Origin of the sequence: Roseomonas indoligenes (assembly GCF_017813365.1) — a bacterium.
GTDB lineage: Bacteria > Pseudomonadota > Alphaproteobacteria > Acetobacterales > Acetobacteraceae > Roseomonas > Roseomonas indoligenes.
This window is the reverse complement of record NZ_JAGIZA010000009.1, coordinates 56820-74750: the sequence shown is the minus strand read 5'-3', so window position 1 is coordinate 74750 and position 17931 is coordinate 56820. Positions and strand designations below refer to the sequence as shown.

Below are 17931 nucleotides of genomic sequence, written 5' to 3'. Positions count from 1 at the left end.
TCAGGCCGCCTCCATCGCGCGGCCCATGGAGGCGACGCGGAGGACCGTGCGGATCCGCTGCTTCGTGCCGTCCTGGAAGGTGATGGTGGTGTCCACGGGGATCGCCTCCTCGCCGGCATAGATCGCGTCGATGATCCCGCCGTAGTTCCGGTTGATCACGCCGCGGCGAACCTTGCGCGTGCGGGTCAGCTCCTCGTCATCCGCGTCCAGCTCCTTGTAGAGCAGCACGAAGTCGCGGATCCGCTGGGCCGGCGGCAGGGTGGCGTTCACCTTCTCCACCTCGCCCCGCAGGAGATCCAGCACCTGCGGGCGGGCGGAGAGGTCGGAATAGGTGGTGAAGGCGAGCCGGTTCCGCTCCGCCCACTTCGACACGATGGGGAAGCGGATGCAGATCAGGGCGGCCAGATGCGGGCGGCCATCGCCCAGCACCACGGCCTCCGCGACGTAGGGGCTGAACTTCAGCTTGTTCTCGATGAACTGCGGGCTGAAGCGCTCGCCTCGCTCAGTCGTCGCGATGTCCTTCACCCGGTCGATGACGACGAGCTGCCTGTCCTTGTCGAAGTAGCCGGCGTCCCCCGTATGCAGCCAGCCATCGCGGATGTCGGAGTTCTCCACCACCCCGTGATAGCCGCTGAACATGTTGCCGTGCCGCGTGACGATCTCGCCCACGCCGTTCGCGTCGGGGTCGAGCACCCGGAGGTCCACCCCCTCGAAGGCGACGCCGACCGTGTCGAGGCTCACCGCCTCCGGCCGGTGCAGGGTATAGGCGCCCAGCAGCTCGGTCTGGCCGTAGAGTTGGCGCAGCGGCACGCCCATGGCCTGGAAGAAGCGGAAGGTGTCCGGCCCCATGGCCGCCCCGCCGGTGGCCGCGGAGGTCAGGCGGGTGAAGCCCAGCCGGTCCCGCAGCGCGCGGAACAGCAGCAGGTCGGCCAGGCGGGACCGCCGGCCCTTCGCCTGCGCCGCCAGGCCCAGCTTCAGGCCCAGGTCGAAGGCGCGGCGCTTCAGGGGGGAGGCATCCATCACCTTGGCCCGCACCTCGGCCGCGATCGTCTCCCAGACGCGGGGCGCCAGCAGCACGAAGTTCGGGCCGATCTCCCGCAGGTCGGCCATGGTCGTCTCCGGCTCCTCCACGAAGGAGACGCGCATGCGCGCGACGAGGCCGAAGCCGAAGACGTACATCTGCTCCATGATCCAGGGCAGCGGCAGGACGGAGACGTACTCATCCGTCGGCCGCTTCGGATCGGCCGCGAGATAGGTCTCGGCGTGCCGCACCACGGCGCGGCCGCAGAGCATGGCGAGCTTCGGGCGGGCGGTGGTGCCGGATGTCGTGCAGAGGATCGCGCAGCGCTCGCCATCCGTGGCGTCCACCAGCCGGTCCCAGGCGGCCGGGTCCGCCGCATGCGCCGCCTCGCCCGCCGCGACGAGATCGGCCATCGGCAGCAGGCGGGGATCGCTGTACTTCCGCATCCCCCTGATGTCGGAGTAGATGATGTGCCGCAGCGACGGCACGGAATCCGCGATGTTGAGGAGCTTGTCCACCTGCTCCTCATCCTCCGCGATCACGGCCGTCGCGCCGGCGCGGGAGAGGAGGTCGGCCACCTCGTCCTCCAGCCCGTCGCGGTAGAGGCCGAGCGAGCGGGCGCCGAGCGCGTGGGCGGCGATCTCGCCCATCACCCAGTCCGGCCGGTTGTCGCCGATCAGCCCGATCACCGCATCGCCGCCGATGCCCAGGCCCTGCAGGCCGAGCGCGATCGCGCGGGTGCGCGCCTCGTACTCGGCCCAGGTGAAGCAGCGCCAGATGCCGAAGGCCTTCTCCCGCAGCGCCACCTCGCCGCCATGGGCGCGCGCGTTGCGGCGGAGAAGGCGGGGCAGGGTGTCCTCGGGCGCCCGGGATGGGGCGCTCATGCCGGCACCGTCTCCGCCGGGGCCGCGTCGTCCTCGCCGAGATAGGCGCGGCGCACCTCCGGATGGACCAGAACCTCCTCCGGCCGCCCTTCCGTCAGCTTGCGGCCGAAATCCAGCACCATGACGCGGTGCGAGATGTCCATCACCACGTCCATGTCGTGCTCGATCATCATGATCGTCATGCCCCACTCCTCGTTGAGGTCGAGGATGGTGCGGGCCATCTCCTCCTTCTCCTCGAGGTTCATGCCGGCCATGGGTTCGTCCAACAGCAGCAACTTCGGCCGCAGCGCAACGGCGCGGGCGAGTTCCACCTGCTTGCGCAGCCCGTAGGACAGCGTGCCCGCCTGCGCCTTGCGGATGTGCTGGATGCCCAGGAAATCGATGATCTCCTCGACCTCGCGCCGGTGCGCCAGCTCCTCCCTCTGCGCGCCGCCGATCCACCAGGCCATGCCGGAGAGGAAGCCGGAGCGCAGCAGGTGGTGGCGGCCGACCATGATGTTGTCCAGCACGCTCATGTGCCCGAACAGCGCGAGGTTCTGGAAGGTGCGGCCGATGCCGATCGCGGCGCGGCGGTTCGGCCGCATCCGCGTGATCTCCCCCCCGTCGAACAGGATCCGCCCCTCGGTCGGCCTGTAGCGGCCGGAGACGATGTTGAGCATGGAGGTCTTGCCGGCGCCGTTCGGCCCGATCACGGAGAAGACCTCACCCTGCCTGACGGCGAAGGATACTTCCGTCAGCGCCCTGATGCCGCCGAAGCGCAGGGACACGGAATCCGCCTGCAGGATCGGCGCGTGATCGCCCACCCGAACGCTCCCTCGACTTATTTCTTGCCGTTAACATGACGGGAGTTTCCCCCATGAGGCAAGGGGGTTGGTTCCGGCACGGCGATCGGGCGTCGAGGGAGGGCTGCGTTGCGGGGTGTGGCCCTTCTCAGCCCTCCGGCAGGGGCGGAAGGCGGTAGGTGCGGATCGCCGTGCCGCTGAACAGCGCCTGCCGCTCCTCCGCGGAAGCGGCCGCGGCGAACCGCTTGAAGGCGTTCCAGAGCACGGCGTAGCCGTAGCTTCCCTTGTCCACGGGGAAGTTGCTCTCGAACATGCAGCGGCCAGCGCCGAAGGCCGCGACGCAGGTCTCCAGATAGGGGCGCCAAGCCGTGGCCAGTTCCTCGGAGGAGGAGGGAAGCTCACGCCGCTCGAAGCCGAAGCCGTTCACGGCCATGCCGAGGCCGCCGAGCTTCACCAGCACGTTCGGGCAGCCGGCGAGGGCACGCATCCGCCCGCCCCACTCCGCCAGCACCTCGGCGCGCCGGCCCTCATACGGGCCTGCCCCGAGCGGGCCACCGCAGTGGTCCAGCACCAGGGTCAGCCCCGGAAGGGCGCGGGCGAGGTCCAGCACCTCGCCGAGCTGGGTGTGGTAGGCCCACACGTCGAGCGAGAGCCCGTGCCGCGCCAGGCATGCTACGCCGCGGCGGAAGGCGGGTTCGGAGAGCAGGCCGGGGCGGGGCGGCACGGGGTTGGAGTTGATCTCCGGCGCGGGGTGCCAGGCCGTCTGGTTCCGCACGCCGCGGAAGCGATCCCCGCCCGCCCGGATGTGCCGTTCCAGCAGGGGTTCCACGCCGTCCCCGAGCATCAGATCCACCATCCCGACGATGCCCGCGCAGGCGCGGACCGGGCCGTAGAGGCCGCTGGCGCTGCGGGCCGCGACCCCGTTCGCGAACTCCGTCTCGCCGAGGCTGCGGGCCTCCTCCGGTCCTTCCGTGCGGAGCATCGAGCGGGCCTGGATGTAGACGGTCGCGCGCACGTCGTGCCCGCAGCGCGCGTCCTGCAGCAGCTCGTCCAACAGGTAGCGCGCGCCGGGCCTGTCCCAGAGATGGTGGTGCGCGTCCACGATCGGCAGGCCGGGATCGAGGATCTCCTCCCGCCGCCGCGCCAGCCAATCCTCCCGCACGGGAAGGTGGGGCGAGGCCTGTCCCGGCCTCGTCATCGCGCTACTCCAACCTGATCCCGGCCTCGCGCACGAAGCCCTGCCAGCGCCGGCTCTGGGTGCCGAAGAAGGCGGCGAACTCGTCGGGCGTGTTGTGCTCGGCCAGGAGATCCTGGGCGCGGAGCTTCTCCGCCACCTCCGGCCGGTCCAGCGCCTCGTTCAGCAGCGCGTTGAGCCGCGCCACCAGCGCGGGGGGCGTGCCCTTGGGCAGGAAGACGCCGTTCCACTCATAGGTCTCGAAACCCGGGAGGAGGTCCGAGAGGGGAGGGACCTCTGGCAGCGAGGAGAGCCGGCCCTTGCCGGTATGCGCCAGGGCGCGGAGCTTGCCCTCCCTGACGAAGCCCGTCGGGGCATTGGCATTGCCGAAGTAGAGGTCGACCGTGCCCGTCATCAGGTCGGTGTAGATCGGCGCGCCGCCGCGATAGGGGATGTGGTTGATCGGCGCACCGGTCTGCCGCGCGAAGAGCTCCATGGAGAGGTGCTGGATGGAGCCGATGCCGGCGGAGGCGCCGTTGATGCCGCGCTTCTCCTTGGCATAGGCCACCAGCTCCGCCGCTGTGCGGACCGGCAGGCCCGCCGGCACCAGCACGAGCTGCGGCACGGTGATCGTGCGGAAGACGGGGATGAAGTCCCGCGCGGCGTCGTAGGGCAGGTTGCTGAACAGGGCTCCCTCGACCGAGAGGCCGGTGGAGCCGTGCATCACGGTGTAGCCGTCGGGCGCGGACTGCGCGAAGGCGGCGGCGCCGATCGTGCCCGTTGCGCCCGGGCGATTCTCGATCACGAAGGGCTTGCCGGTGGCCTGGGACAGGGAGGCGAAGAAGAGCCGCCCGACGATGTCGGCCGTGCCGCCGGGCGGCCAGGGCAGGATCACGCGCACCGGCCGGTCCGGCCAGCCTCCCTCCTGCGCCCGCGCGGCGCGGCCGGAGAGGGTCAGTGCGGGAGCGGCGAGCAGAAGACTGCGCCGGGATGCTGTGGACATGGTCATGGAACCGGTTCCTCGATCCTGCTTCTTCGGCCTCGATGGGTGGCGGTCGGCACGCGCGGTGCCGTCACTGCTGCCAGGGGGTCTTCTCCCAGATCCGGCGGTAGCGGGCCTCCTGGGCCGGCATCGCCGCTTCCCACTCCGCACCCGGCAGGTAGGCCATGGGCAGTTCCAGCTGCCGCGCCTTCTCCGCCCATTCCGGCGTGGCGACGATGCGGGCGATCGCCTCCTGCAGGCGCAGGGCGATCTCGTCCGGTATGCCGCGCGGCGCGCCGATGCCGCGCTCGCTCGTCATGAGCACGTCGATGCCCGCCTCGCGGAAGGTCGGGACGTCCGGCATCATGTCCCAGCGGTGCTCGCCCATGCCGGCGAGCGGGCGCAGGGCCGGCTTTTCCTGTCCGAGCATGCCGATCTCGCCGAGGTTCAGCCCGGCCACGTCGATGGTGCGGGACAGTACGGCGTTCTTCACCAGTCCTGCCCCGGCATAGGGCACGTGGATGAATTCGGTGCCCGTGGCGGCCTGGAACAGGGTGAGGCCGAGATGGTCGTCCGTGCCGACGCCCGACGAGCCGACGCTGATCGCGCCCGGCCGGCGCCTGGCATCCGCCACGAGGTCCGAGAGCGACTGATAGGGCGAATCCCGGTGCACGACGAAGGCGGTCGGGTCGTCCACCAGGCGGGCGATGGCGCGGATCTTCGTGCGGTCATAGCGCACGCGGCGCTCGACGGGCACCGAGAGATAGCCCGGCGTGTTCAGCCCGCCGATGGTGTAGCCATCCGGCCGCGCGGCCTGGATAGCGGCATAGGCCGTCTCCCCGCCCGCCCCGGGGCGGTTGTTGATGACGAAGTTGGCGCCCTGCAGCTCGGCCGACATGAACAGCGCGAGGGCTCGCAGCATCACGTCCGTGCCGCCGCCGGGCGCGAAGCCCACGATGATCTCGATCGGCCGCCCGGCCGGCCAGGCCGGTTGCGCCAGGGCCGGGCGGGCGAGGGCGACAAGGGCCGCCCCGGCCGCCAGGACGCCGCGGCGCCCGGGATTGCTCTGTTCTTCCATGGCCGTTTCCTCTTCCTGCCCTTGCGCGCCGTGCCTTTGCTCGTCGTGCCCTGTCAGACCGCCGGCACGAGGCCGGCCGGCAGGCCGCCCGGCAGGCCGCCCGGCACCACCACCGCGCCCTCCAGCGCCGGCAGGCGGCCGGCGAGCACGGCGATGATGCTTTCCGCCGCGCCGCAGGCCATGCCGGTCGCGCCGCGCGGCGTGTTGGCCGCCAGATGCGGGGTGGCCATCACGCGCGGATGGGTGCGGAAGGGGCTTCCCTCCTCCAGCGGCTCCATCGCGAAGACGTCCACGCCCGCCCAGCTCAGCGCGCCGGAATCGAGGGCGGCGAGCAGCGCGTCCTGGTCCACGATGCCGCCGCGGGCGGTGTGGACGAGGATCGCGCCGCGCGGCAGCAGCGCCAGCTCCGCCGCGCCGATCAGGTTGCGCGTCTCCGGCTCCAGCGGCAGGTGCAGGGACACCACCTCGGACTGCCGCAGCAGCTCCGGCAGCGCCTCCACCCGCTCCGCGGGGCCGGGGAGCGGGCCGGCGGGCAGCAGGGGGTCGTAAGCCAGCACGCGCATCCCGAAGGCGGCGGCCATGCGCGCGACCTTCGTGCCGATGGCGCCGTAGCCGACGATGCCGAGCGTCATCCCGTCGATGTCGCGCGTCATGCGCGAGGTCTTCTCCCACAGTCCGTCCCGCATCCCGGCGGTGACGGAGGGCAGGTCCTTCAGCATCGCCAGCATCAGCGCCATGGCGTGCTCGGCGACGGAGCGGGAGTTGGCGCCCGCCGCGCGCGTCACGGTCAGGCCGCGCGCGCGGGCGGCGGGGATGTCGATCCCGTCGATCCCCGCGCCGTGGCGCGCCAGCACCCGAAGCTCCGGCGCGGCGGCGTCCATCACCGTGCCGTCGATGCGGCCCTGCCGGTGCAGGATCGCCACCGGCCGGTGTTCCCGGATGGCGGCAAGAAGCTCCGCCTCGCCCGGGTAGCCGCTGGTGCAGCGAACGGCGTAGCCCGCCTCCTCCAGCATCGTGACGGCTTCCTGCGCAAGCCATGCGGCGGAGACGAGAACATTGGGGCGCGCGGCGCTGTCGGTCATGGATCGGCTTCCTGGAGAGAGGGGAAGGGGGCTCTACTCGAGCCCTTCGCAGCCCAGCTTGCGGAGCGAGGCGTCCACCCAGGACGCGTCATGGGTTCCGGCGGCGATGTTCGCCATCTGCTTCTCCTCCGCCGCGTGCTTCGCGGAGGCCGCGGCGTGGATCGCCTCCGCCTCCCCGAAGGGGACGCAGAGCAGGCCGTCATCGTCGCCGAGGACGAGGTCGCCCGGCGCGATCACCATGCCGTCGATGGCGACCGGCACGTTGATCTCGCCCGGGCCGTCCTTGTAGGGGCCGCGATGCGTCACCCCGGCTGCGAAGACCGGGAAGTCCTGCGCGCGGATGGCGGCGCTGTCGCGGATCGCGCCGTTGATGACGATGCCGGCGAGGCCGCGGCGCACCATCTGCGCCAGCATCAGCTCGCCGATCAGGGCATTGGTCAGGTCCCCGCCCGCATCCACCACGATCACGTCGCCCGCCTGCGCGAGGGAGATGGCCTTGTGGATCATCAGGTTGTCGCCGGGGCGCGTCCGCACCGTCAGGGCGGGGCCGGCGAGCACGACGCCGGGGGTGTGCATCGGCCGCAGGCGGGCGCCACCGGCGGTCATGCGCGACATCACGTCGCTGACATTCGCGACGGGAAGGTCGCGGAAGCGGGTGACGATCGCGGCGTCGACCTCACGGGTGCGCCGATGGATACGGAAGCCGATCGTCACGGCCGTCCTCCCGGATACGGCGCTGTTCCGCGCCAGTTTGTTGACACCGGCTCTTCCCCAGTGCCAGAACGGCGCCAAGAAAATGCAACGGCGTTTCGAAATAGCCGAACGGGAAGAGGAAGCGCAAGTGTCCTGTCGCCAGACCCACCGCATCGCCCGCCGCGCCCTTCTCGGGGCCGGCCTCGCCACGCCCTTCGCCGGGCTCCCGCGCCCGGCCCTGGCCCAGGGGGCGAATTCCGGGGAATACCCGTCCCGCCCGGTCCGGGTGATCGTGCCCTGGGCGCCGGGCGGGGCCGTGGACACGCTGGCGCGCCGCATCGCCCAGAAGCTGACGGAAGCGATGGGCCAGAGCTTCGTGGTGGAGAACAGGTCCGGCGCCACCGGCACGATCGGCGCCGGCGAGGCCGCGCGCGCCGCTGCGGACGGCTACACGCTGCTGGCAATGGACAACACCTACGCCATGCTGCCCTACCTCTTCAGCCGGCTGCCCTTCGACCAGGCGACCGCCTTCCAGCCGATCAGCGTCACGGCCTTCTCGCCCATCCTTCTCGCGGTCGGGGAGAAGTCGCCCTATCGCGACCTCGCCTCCCTCATCGCCGCGGCGAAGAAGGATCCGGAGAAGCTCACCTACGGCACGGGCGGCAACGGCAGCGCCCCGCACTTCGCCACGCTCGCCTTCGAGCGGGCGGCGGGGGTGAAGCTCTATCACGTGCCCTTCCGCGGGGCGGGAGAGGCGGTGATCGGCGTACTCTCGGGCAATGTGGACCTGGTGATGATCTCGCCCGGCTCGGCGCTGGGGAACATCCGCGGCGGCCAGCTTCGCCCGGTCGCCATCAGTGGCGAGCACCGGGTGGCCGCCCTGCCTGATGTGCCGACCTTCGCGGAGGCCGGTCTGCCGGGCTTCAGCGTGATCAACTGGTCGGGCCTGGTGGCGCCGAAGGGCACGCCGGACGCGATCGTGGCGCGGCTGCACGGCGAGATGGTCCGCGCCCTCGCCGCACCGGACATGAAGGCCTTCATCGCCGATCTCGGCTCCGAGCCCGGCGGCATCACCCCCGCCGCCTTCGCCGGGTTGCTGACGGAGGAGGCGGCGCGCTGGCGCGGGGTCGCGGCCTCCGGCGGCATCGAGCGGCAGTAGGGCGCGGCGATGAGCTTCTTCGCCCCGCCGCCTCGCATCGAGACCGAACTCTTCACGCGCCTGCCCGACCGCTTCCGCAAGGCGCGGCGGACCTCCTGGGGCGACGCCAATCGCGCGGGCAAGCCGGTGGACAGCTTCCTCGAGGGGCCTGCCTTCGACCGGCAGGGCCGGCTCTACGTCACCGACATCCCCTTCGGCCGCGTCTTCCGCGTCTCGCCGGAGGGAGATTGGGAGCAGCTGGCCGAGTATGACGGCTGGCCGAACGGGCTGAAGATCCACCGGGACGGCCGGATCTTCATCACCGACTACAAGCGCGGGATCATGCTGCTGGACCCCGACAGCGGCGCGGTGACGCCCTTTTTGGAGACGGCCCGCTCCGAGAGCTTCAAGGGCGTGAACGACCTCGTCTTCGGCCCCGCGGGCGAGCTCTACTTCACCGACCAGGGGCAGACCGGCCTCCAGGACCCCACGGGGCGGGTGTACCGCCTGGGCGCGGACGGGCGCCTGGACCTCCTCATCGGCACGGTGCCCAGCCCCAACGGCATCGTAATCGCGCCGGACGCCTCCTTCCTGCTGGTGGCGGTGACGCGGGCCAACCAGATCTGGCGGCTGCCGCTGCACGCCGATGGCAGCGTGACGAAGGCGAGCATCTTCTGCAACCTCCATGGCGGCCCCAGCGGCCCGGACGGGCTGGCGCTGGACACGGAGGGCGGCCTTCTCGTCGCCCATGCCGGCTTCGGGACCGTCTGGCGCCTCTCCCCCCGCGCCGAGCCCCTGGCGCGCATCGCCTCCTGCGCCGGCTGGTCCACCACGAACCTCGCCTTCCGCCCGGGCACGGCGGAGCTCCTCATCACTGAGTCCGAGACCGGGAGCATCCTTCGCGCCGTGCTGGAGGTGCCGGGCCTGCCGCTCCACTCCCACGCCCCCTGATGGGGCGCGGAACGGCCGGCCGGCTTGCCGCGCCGCGGGGCGGACCGTAACGGTGCCCGCCATGACGACCCCCACACGCCCGAACGCCTCGCTGGAAGGCGTTGCCTCGGCGGGCCGCGCCCTGACCCTGCTCTCGGCCTTCCGCAAGGGCGACGACGCGGTGACCCTGGCCGAGCTGACCGCCCGGACGGGGCTGGTGAAGACCACGGTCATGCGGCTGGCGATCTCGCTGGAGGAGCACGGCTACCTCACCCGCCTGCCCGACGGCGCCTACCGCCTGGGGGCGGAGTTGTTCCGGCTCGGCTCCGTCTACCAGCAGTCCTTCCGGGTGGAGGCCTATGTCATGCCGGTGCTGGAGCGGCTGGTGGCGGAAACGAGCGAGAGCGCCTCCTTCTACGTGCGCAGCGGGGAGCACCGGCTCTGCCTCTACCGGGTCGATTCCCCCCACCGCCTGCGGCTGCATGTCCGCCAGGGCGACATGCTGCCGATGGACAACTCCGCCATCGCCCAGGTGCTCCGCATCTTCGGCGCCGTGCCGCTGCCGCCGGAAGCCGCTTCTATGGAAGTTCCGCTCTACACGGGCGGAGAGAGGGATCCCCACGTCGCGGGCATGGCCACCCCCGTCTTCGGCCCGGGCGAGAGCTTCGCGGGCGCCCTCTGCCTCACGGGCCCGGTGACCCGCCTCACCCGGCAGGCGGCGGAGGACGCCAGCCCATCCCTCCTTGGCGCCGCGGCGGAACTGACGCGCTCGCTCGGCGGCTTGGGGCTGGCGGCAGGGCGGTGAGCGCGTCCTGGGAGGGCGGTCTGTCCCGGGGAGACGAAGAAGGAATTCTTCCTCTCCCCGGACCCCTCACCATCATCTTTTTCTAGACTTTGGGCCTTCCCGGCTGATGCTTGCCTCGGGGCCAAGACCTGCGGCGACTGCAAGGACAGGGTAAAGCCCTTGCACCGAAACCCCGTATCAGGCCGGCGTGGCGGCAGCCAAACGGGGATTCAAGGGCCTCAGGCCCTTGGCGGAGCCCCTTGGCCGGAATGCTTGCATTCTCGCGCTGGACTGGCGTAAAGCACGGTCGCGCCCGAGGGTTCGACCCGCGGTTGCGTACCCATACGTGGGTGTTTCCCCAGGATGGCCCGGTGAGCCGGGCAAGTCGTGTCATCTCGGCCGGCCTTTGGCGGGCGTGGGGTGGGGCGCAGGACCCCAGGGCGGCTTGCCGCCTTCTCAGGAACACATCGCTACATGGCTTCTGCCACCACCCTCGACCGGGCCTCGTCCTCCATGGGCGCCGGCGGCGAGGATTTCGCCTCCCTTCTCGACGCCACGCTGGGCGCTGACACCGGGTTTGCCGGTTCGGTCGTCACCGGCAAGGTGATCCGCATCGATGACGACGTCGCGGTCGTCGATGTCGGCCTCAAGTCCGAGGGGCGCGTTCCCCTCCGTGAATTCGCCCCCCAGGGCGCCAAGCCCGAGGTGAAGCCGGGCGACCTCGTCGAGCTCTTCGTGGAGCGCTACGAGGACCGCGACGGCTCCATCGTGCTGAGCCGCGAGAAGGCCCGCCGTGAGGAGGCCTGGACGAACCTGGAGAAGCAGTTCCAGGCGAACGTCCGCGTCAACGGCGTGATCTTCGGCCGCGTGAAGGGTGGCTTCACCGTCGACCTCGGCGGGGCCGTGGCCTTCCTTCCCGGCTCCCAGGTGGACATCCGCCCGGTGCGCGATGTCGGGCCGCTGATGGGCTCCCCGCAGCCCTTCCAGATCCTGAAGATGGACCGCGCCCGCGGGAACATCGTGGTGTCCCGCCGCGCCGTTCTCGAGGAGACCCGTGCGGAGCAGCGCTCCGAGCTGATCCAGGGCCTCAAGGAAGGCATGGTGCTCGACGGCGTGGTGAAGAACATCACCGACTACGGCGCCTTCGTGGATCTGGGCGGCGTGGACGGCCTGCTGCACGTGACGGACATCGCGTGGCGCCGGATCAACCACCCCTCCGAGGCGCTGACCATCGGCCAGCCCGTCAAGGTGCAGGTGATCCGCTTCAACCCGGAGACCCAGCGCATCAGCCTCGGCATGAAGCAGCTGATGGCCGATCCCTGGGATGGCGTTGCCGCCAAGTACCCGGTGCAGGGCAAGTTCTCCGGCCGCGTGACGAACATCACCGACTACGGCGCCTTCGTGGAGCTGGAGCCGGGCGTCGAGGGCCTCGTGCACGTGTCCGAGATGTCCTGGACGAAGAAGAACGTCCACCCCGGCAAGATCGTCGCCACCTCCCAGGAGGTCGAGGTGATGATCCTGGACGTGGACGAGCCGAAGCGCCGCATCTCGCTGGGCCTGAAGCAGGCCCAGGGCAACCCGTGGGAGGTGTTCATGGAGAACAACGCCCCCGGGACGATCGTCGAGGGCGAGATCCGCAACATCACCGAGTTCGGTCTGTTCGTGGGTCTGGCGCCGGAGATCGACGGCATGGTCCACATGTCCGACCTGTCGTGGGACCTGTCGCCGGAGCAGGCGATGGCGAACTACAACAAGGGCGACATGGTCAAGGCCAAGGTCCTCGACATCGACATCGAGAAGGAGCGCATCTCCCTCGGCATCAAGCAGCTCGAGGCCGATCCGGCCGCCGAGGTGCTGGACAAGGTGCGCAAGGGCGACGTCGTCACCTGCATCGTGACGAAGGTCGAGGCGAACGGCATCGAGGTGAAGGTGGACGAGGTCCTCACGGGCTTCATCCGGCGCGCCGAGCTGGCCCGTGACCGTGGCGACCAGCGCCCCGAGAAGTTCGCGATCGGCGAGAAGGTCGATGCGAAGGTGACGGCCGTGGACCGCGCCGCCCGCCGCCTGGCCCTGACCATCAAGGGCAAGGAGATCGAGGAGGAGCGCGAGGCTGTGAAGGAGTTCGGCACCTCCGACAGCGGTGCCTCGCTCGGCGACATCCTCGGCGCGGCCATCCGCCGCCGGAACCTCTCCTCGGACGAGTAATCGTCCGCCGGAAGGCAGTCTGAAAGGGCCGTCCCGTGAGGGACGGCCCTTTTTCTTTGGGCGGTGCGGCGAATGGCCCGGGCCTTCGCCCCGGGGGCATGTCTCAAGCCACGCCTGGCGTCGAGAGTACTGCCGCCACCACGAAACCATCGGGTGACGCGCCGGTGGTCTCCAGGGGCGCCGCCCCTGGAACCCCGCCGGGACGGCAAGGGCCACCCCGGACCCCGCGATCGGGCTACCGCGCATGCGATGATCGAAGGGGGCGCTGACAGGTTCCCGACACCGTGTCAGCCAGTGCCGCCGTGTTGGTCGCCTGAGGTCATCGACCTCAGGCGAGCCGCGAAACGGGCATCCCGCGGCAGGCCTCCAGAAAAAGATGGGAGGGCGTCCCAGGGAAGAGGCTTCTTTCTCTTCCCTGGGACCACCCGCGCTCCAGGCACAAAAAAAGCGGGCGACCCTAGGGCCGCCCGCCTTCCTGTCGGGAGGAGCCCGCCCTAGCGGTCCCGCATCTCCAACTGGCGATTCGTGGTGAGAGCCAGGAGGGTGCAGGCCACGCCGGAGAGGAGGTAGGCGCCCACGGCGGCGACGCCGAAGGCGTTGGACAGGGCGAGCACCACCAGGGGTGCGAAGCCCGCGCCGATGAGCCAGGCGGCGTCTGAGGTGAGGGCGGAGCCCGTGTAGCGGAGGTTGCGGGTGAAGCGGGAAGCCACGGCGCCGCTGGACTGCCCGAAGGAGAGGCCGAGCAGGGCGAAGCCGAGGATGATGAAGGTATCGGGGCCGGAGTTGCGGCCGGAGAGGAAGTAGGGTCCGGCGAAGGCGAAGGCGCCGATGAGGACCGCGCTGATGCCGAGCAGGCGGCGGCGGCCGATCAGGTCCCCGATCCAGCCGGAGAGCAGGACCGTGAACACCATCACGGCGGCGCCGATCATCTGGGCTTCCAGCACATCGCGCCCGTCACGCTCGGTCTGGAGGATGATCCAGGCCAGGGGGAAGACGGTGACGAGATGGAAGAGGGCGAAGGTGGCCAGCGGGACGAAGGCCCCGATGACGACGTTGCGGCCGTTCTCCTGCATCAGCGCCTTGACGCGGACCGGCTGCAGCTCGTCCTTCTCCAGCAGGTTGGAGAACTCGTCGGTCGCCACGATCCGGAGGCGGGCGAAGAGGGCCACCACGTTGACCGCGAAGGCCACGAAGAAGGGGTAGCGCCAGCCCCAGTCCTGGAAATCCCCGTCCGGCAGGGCGGAGAGGAGGAAGGCAAAGATGGAGGCCGCCAGGAGGAAGCCGAGCGGGGCGCCGAGCTGGGGCAGCATAGCGTACCAGCCGCGCTTCTTCTCCGGGGCATTGAGCGCCAGCAGGGAGGCCAGCCCGTCCCACGTGCCGCCGAGGGCGATGCCCTGGGCGAAGCGGAAGAGGCCGAGGAGGGCGGCCGCCCAGCCGCCGACCCAGCCATGGCCGGGCAGGAAGGCGATGCCGGCGGTGGCGGAACCCAGCAGGAACAGGGCGATGGTGAGCTTCACCGCGCGGCCGTGCCGGCGGTCCACCCACATGAAGATCACCGAGCCGATCGGCCGGGCGACGAAGGCCAGGGCGAACAGCGCGAAGGAGAGCAGCATCCCCGTATTGGGGCTGGATTCCGGGAAGAGGAAGCGCGGGAAGACCAGCACCGAGGCGATGGCGTAGACGAAGAAGTCGAAGAACTCCGACGTGCGCCCGATGACGACGCCGATCGCGATCTCGCCCGGCGCGACCGGATGCTCCTTGCCGCCGTGGCCGCGGTTGGCCTCGCGGGCGTGGCGTTCCAGCTCCGTCGAATGCGGCTGGCCGGCGGAATGCGCCATGCCCTGGGGCCCGATGCTCGTGCTCAAGTCCAACCCTCACCTAACATAAGGCAGTGTCGTGATCCCCTGGGGAACACCGATGCAGCCTGCTGCAGCTACCATAACGCGCCGCCGGGAACCGATAGGACAAACTGTCCTATCCCGCTCCGGCCCCACAATCTATATGTCCGCGCTGCGCTGCACCATGGTCCACAAATGAACGGCATGTCCCGCAAGATCCTGCGTCTTCTGCCCCTGATGGCCCTCATGGCCGTCCTCACCGGCTGCAAGCTCTCCGTCCTTCACCCCTCGGGGGACGTGGCAATGCAGCAGCGCGACCTGATCGTCGCCTCCACCGTGCTGATGCTCATCATCGTCGTGCCGGTGATCCTCCTCACGCTGTACTTCGCCTGGCGCTACCGCGCCTCCAACACGAAGGCCAAGTACGATCCGGAATGGTACCACTCCACCGGGCTCGAGGTGATCATCTGGACCGCACCGCTGGTCATCATCGTGGCGCTCGGTGCGCTCACCTGGGTGAGCACGCATCTGCTGGACCCCTATCGCCCGCTGGCGCGGATCGACGCCTCGCGGCCCGTGCCGGAGGGCATGGCGCCGGTCGAGGTGGACGTGGTCGCGCTGGACTGGAAGTGGCTGTTCATCTACCCGCAGCAGGGCTTCGCGACGGTGAACGAACTGGCGGTTCCGGTGGACGTTCCCATCCAGTTCCGCCTCAGTTCCTCCTCCGTGATGAACACCCTCTCCATCCCGGAGATGGCCGGGATGGTCTACGCCATGCCGGGGATGGTGACGCGGCTGCACGCCGTGATGAACAAGCCCGGCGACTACCTGGGCTTCTCCGCCAACTACAGTGGGGCGGGCTTCTCCGACATGCACTTCAACATGCGCGCCATGCCGCAAGCCGATTTCGACCGCTGGGTGGCCGAGACAAAGGCCGGCCAGGGTGGCAGCCAGGGCAACCTGGGCCGCGAGGAGTACCTCGCCCTCGCCAAGCCGAGCATCAAGGATGCGCCGCGACGCTTCGCCTCCGTCGATCCCGGTCTGTTCAACGCCATCGCCGACCAGTGCGTGGAGCCCGGCCGGATGTGCATGAGCGAGATGGCGCGGCTGGACGCGCGCGGCGGCATCGGCCCCGTCGCGGCGATCAACACGGCCACCCGGCGCGTCTACGCGGGCGGCGTCGCCCGGCGCGAGGGCGTGGGCCATGAATCGGACCGCACCTACGTGCTGGATTTCTGCACCCCCAGCCGGCCCACGGGCCTGCTGACCGAGACCAGCGAGGCGGGGCCTGTCCTGGCCCTTGCTCCCGCCCCCCTTACCGGAACCCCTGAGTAAGACATGTTCTCCAACCCGGATTTCTGGACCTCCGTCTTCGGCCGGCTCTCCTTCGAGAGCCTGCCGATCCACGAGCCGATCCTCGTCGCCACCTTTGCGGCGGTGGCGCTGGGCGGGCTCGCGCTGCTGGGGGCGGTGACCTACTTCCGCCTCTGGGGCTACCTGTGGAAGGAGTGGTTCACGAGCGTGGACCACAAGAAGATCGGGATCATGTACGTGATCCTGGCTGTGGTGATGCTGCTGCGCGGCTTCGCCGACGCGCTGATGATGCGCACCCAGCAGGCCATCGCCTTCGACAACCCGGGCTTCCTGCCGCCGCATCACTACGACCAGGTCTTCACCGCCCACGGCGTGATCATGATCTTCTTCGTGGCCATGCCGCTGGTGACGGGGCTGATGAACCTGGTGGTGCCGCTGCAGATCGGCGCGCGGGACGTCTCCTTCCCCTTCCTGAACAACTTCAGCTTCTGGATGACCACCGCGGGCGCGATCATCGTGATGATGTCGCTCTTCATCGGTGAGTTCGCGATGACGGGCTGGCTGGCCTTCCCGCCGCTGTCCGACATCACGAACAGTCCGGGCGTGGGGGTGGACTACTATATCTGGGCCCTGCAGGTGGCGGGCGTCGGGACAACGCTGTCCGGCGTGAACCTGATCGCGACCATCGTGAAGATGCGCGCGCCGGGCATGACGATGATGAAGCTGCCGATCTTCACCTGGACGGCGCTGTGCAGCAACATCCTCATCGTCGCCTCCTTCCCCGTGCTGGGCGCGACCCTGGCGTTGCTCTCGCTCGATCGTTACGTCGGGACCAACTTCTTCACCGCGGGCCTTGGTGGCAACGCGATGATGTACGTGAACCTGATCTGGATCTGGGGTCACCCCGAGGTCTACATCCTGATCCTGCCGGCCTTCGGCGTCTTCTCCGAGATCACCTCCACCTTCTGCGGCAAGCGCCTGTTTGGCTACACCTCCATGGTCTACGCGACCGTGGTCATCACCATCCTCGCCTACCTGGTCTGGCTGCACCACTTCTTCACCATGGGGTCGGGGGCCAGCGTGAACTCGTTCTTCGGGATCACGACGATGATCATCTCGATCCCGACGGGCGCGAAGATCTTCAACTGGATGTTCACGATGTTCCGCGGCCGCATCCGGTACGAGGTGCCGATGCTGTGGGTGGTGGGCTTCATGCCGACCTTCGTGATCGGTGGCATGACGGGCGTGATGCTGGCCGTGCCGCCCGCGGACTTCCAGTTCCACAACACGCTGTTCCTGGTGGCGCACTTCCACAACGTGATCATCGGCGGCGTGCTGTTCGGCATGCTGGCGGGGATCAACTACTGGTTCCCCAAGGCCTTCGGCTACGTGCTGGACCCGTTCTGGGGCAAGCTCTCCTTCTGGTTCTGGCTGGTGGGCTTTTGGGTGGCCTTCGGTCCGCTCTACGTGCTCGGCCTCATGGGCGTCACGCGCCGCCTGAACCACTTCGAGGACGGGTCGCTGCAGATCTACTTCCTCATCGCGGCCTTCGGCGCCGTGCTGATCGCCTGCGGCATCGCCTGCTTCCTGATCCAGCTAGTGGTGAGCTTCCTGCGCCGGGAGCAGCTGCGCGACGTGACGGGCGACCCCTGGGACGGGCGCACGCTGGAGTGGTCCACCTCCTCCCCGCCGCCGCCCTATAACTTCGCCTTCACGCCGGTCATCCACGACCACGACGCGTGGTACGACATGAAGAAGCGCGGGTTTAAGATGCCGCTCTCGGGCTTCCAGCCCATTCACATGCCGAAGAACACGGGCACGGGGGTGATCCTCTCGATCCTCTCCACCGGCTTCGCCTTCGGGATGATCTGGTACATGTGGTGGCTGGCGGCCGGCAGCTTCGCGCTGATCGTGCTCGGCGCCATCATCCACACCTTCAACTATCACCGGGACTACTGGATCCCGGCCGACGAGGTGGCGCGGACCGAACAGGCCCGCAGCGTCGCCGTGGCGGGGGACTGAGGCC

14 protein-coding genes are annotated in these 17931 nt (G+C 69.7%); 6 read left to right on the top strand and 8 right to left on the bottom strand.

The window, feature by feature from the left end; translation table 11 throughout:
* The 7 genes from J5Y10_RS15440 to J5Y10_RS15410 all read right to left on the bottom strand — a co-directional run bounded on the left by J5Y10_RS15440 (position 1) and on the right by J5Y10_RS15410 (position 7717).
* A complete protein-coding gene (locus tag J5Y10_RS15440; protein ID WP_209374931.1) occupies positions 1–1905 on the bottom strand; it encodes an AMP-binding protein in 1905 nt (634 codons plus the stop codon).
* On the bottom strand, positions 1902–2708 hold the full coding sequence (locus J5Y10_RS15435; RefSeq protein WP_209374930.1) for an ABC transporter ATP-binding protein: 807 nt from the start codon (positions 2706–2708) through the stop codon (positions 1902–1904). The genes J5Y10_RS15440 and J5Y10_RS15435 overlap by 4 nt, the downstream gene beginning before the upstream one ends.
* A 127-nt stretch (positions 2709–2835) precedes the next feature.
* A complete protein-coding gene (locus tag J5Y10_RS15430) occupies positions 2836–3885 on the bottom strand; it encodes an amidohydrolase family protein (protein ID WP_209374929.1) in 1050 nt (349 codons plus the stop codon).
* Between the two features lie 4 nt (positions 3886–3889).
* Positions 3890–4870, bottom strand: a complete 981-nt coding sequence (locus J5Y10_RS15425) for a Bug family tripartite tricarboxylate transporter substrate binding protein (protein ID WP_209374928.1) — start codon at positions 4868–4870, stop codon at positions 3890–3892.
* Positions 4871–4934: 64 nt separating this feature from the next.
* Entirely contained in the window at positions 4935–5921 is a 987-nt protein-coding gene (locus J5Y10_RS15420) for a tripartite tricarboxylate transporter substrate binding protein (RefSeq protein WP_209374927.1), read from the bottom strand.
* 53 nt (positions 5922–5974) lie between these two features.
* Positions 5975–7003 carry a hydroxyacid dehydrogenase gene (locus J5Y10_RS15415; protein ID WP_209374926.1) on the bottom strand — a complete coding sequence of 343 codons (1029 nt, stop codon included), beginning with the start codon at positions 7001–7003 and terminating at the stop codon, positions 5975–5977.
* 33 nt (positions 7004–7036) lie between these two features.
* Positions 7037–7717, bottom strand: a complete 681-nt coding sequence (locus J5Y10_RS15410; RefSeq protein WP_209374925.1) for an RraA family protein — start codon at positions 7715–7717, stop codon at positions 7037–7039.
* Positions 7718–7844: 127 nt separating this feature from the next.
* On the opposite strand from J5Y10_RS15410, the gene J5Y10_RS15405 reads away from it, so the two are divergent.
* The 4 genes from J5Y10_RS15405 (at position 7845) to rpsA (ending at position 12753) form a co-directional block, all read left to right on the top strand.
* Entirely contained in the window at positions 7845–8855 is a 1011-nt protein-coding gene (locus tag J5Y10_RS15405) for a Bug family tripartite tricarboxylate transporter substrate binding protein (RefSeq protein WP_209374924.1), read from the top strand.
* Between the two features lie 9 nt (positions 8856–8864).
* Positions 8865–9785 carry an SMP-30/gluconolactonase/LRE family protein gene (locus tag J5Y10_RS15400; protein ID WP_209374923.1) on the top strand — a complete coding sequence of 307 codons (921 nt, stop codon included), beginning with the start codon at positions 8865–8867 and terminating at the stop codon, positions 9783–9785.
* Between the two features lie 61 nt (positions 9786–9846).
* A complete protein-coding gene (locus J5Y10_RS15395) occupies positions 9847–10569 on the top strand; it encodes an IclR family transcriptional regulator (protein WP_209374922.1) in 723 nt (240 codons plus the stop codon).
* Between the two features lie 453 nt (positions 10570–11022).
* Entirely contained in the window at positions 11023–12753 is a 1731-nt protein-coding gene (rpsA, locus tag J5Y10_RS15390; RefSeq protein WP_209374921.1) for a 30S ribosomal protein S1, read from the top strand.
* Between the two features lie 494 nt (positions 12754–13247).
* On the opposite strand, the gene J5Y10_RS15385 is transcribed toward rpsA, so the two are convergent.
* Positions 13248–14618 (bottom strand): MFS transporter, encoded by a 1371-nt coding sequence (locus J5Y10_RS15385; protein ID WP_245214760.1) that lies wholly within the window; start codon positions 14616–14618, stop codon positions 13248–13250.
* A gap of 177 nt (positions 14619–14795) precedes the next feature.
* On the opposite strand from J5Y10_RS15385, the gene cyoA reads away from it, so the two are divergent.
* Positions 14796–15926: a ubiquinol oxidase subunit II gene (cyoA, locus tag J5Y10_RS15380; RefSeq protein WP_209374920.1), complete on the top strand. Its 1131-nt coding sequence runs from the start codon at positions 14796–14798 to the stop codon at positions 15924–15926.
* Positions 15927–15929: 3 nt separating this feature from the next.
* Positions 15930–17927 carry a cytochrome o ubiquinol oxidase subunit I gene (gene cyoB / locus J5Y10_RS15375; RefSeq protein ID WP_209374919.1) on the top strand — a complete coding sequence of 666 codons (1998 nt, stop codon included), beginning with the start codon at positions 15930–15932 and terminating at the stop codon, positions 17925–17927.
* Positions 17928–17931 lie beyond the last annotated feature (4 nt).

Coding starts and splice junctions, on each gene's coding strand:
- J5Y10_RS15420 (WP_209374927.1), bottom strand. CDS start 5,921: ATGGAAGAACAGAGCAATCCCGGGCGCCGCGGCGTCCTGGCGGCCGGG.
- J5Y10_RS15440 (WP_209374931.1), bottom strand. CDS start 1,905: ATGAGCGCCCCATCCCGGGCGCCCGAGGACACCCTGCCCCGCCTTCTC.
- J5Y10_RS15425 (WP_209374928.1), bottom strand. CDS start 4,870: ATGACCATGTCCACAGCATCCCGGCGCAGTCTTCTGCTCGCCGCTCCC.
- rpsA (WP_209374921.1), top strand. CDS start 11,023: ATGGCTTCTGCCACCACCCTCGACCGGGCCTCGTCCTCCATGGGCGCC.
- cyoA (WP_209374920.1), top strand. CDS start 14,796: ATGTCCCGCAAGATCCTGCGTCTTCTGCCCCTGATGGCCCTCATGGCC.
- cyoB (WP_209374919.1), top strand. CDS start 15,930: ATGTTCTCCAACCCGGATTTCTGGACCTCCGTCTTCGGCCGGCTCTCC.
- J5Y10_RS15400 (WP_209374923.1), top strand. CDS start 8,865: ATGAGCTTCTTCGCCCCGCCGCCTCGCATCGAGACCGAACTCTTCACG.
- J5Y10_RS15430 (WP_209374929.1), bottom strand. CDS start 3,885: ATGACGAGGCCGGGACAGGCCTCGCCCCACCTTCCCGTGCGGGAGGAT.
- J5Y10_RS15395 (WP_209374922.1), top strand. CDS start 9,847: ATGACGACCCCCACACGCCCGAACGCCTCGCTGGAAGGCGTTGCCTCG.
- J5Y10_RS15415 (WP_209374926.1), bottom strand. CDS start 7,003: ATGACCGACAGCGCCGCGCGCCCCAATGTTCTCGTCTCCGCCGCATGG.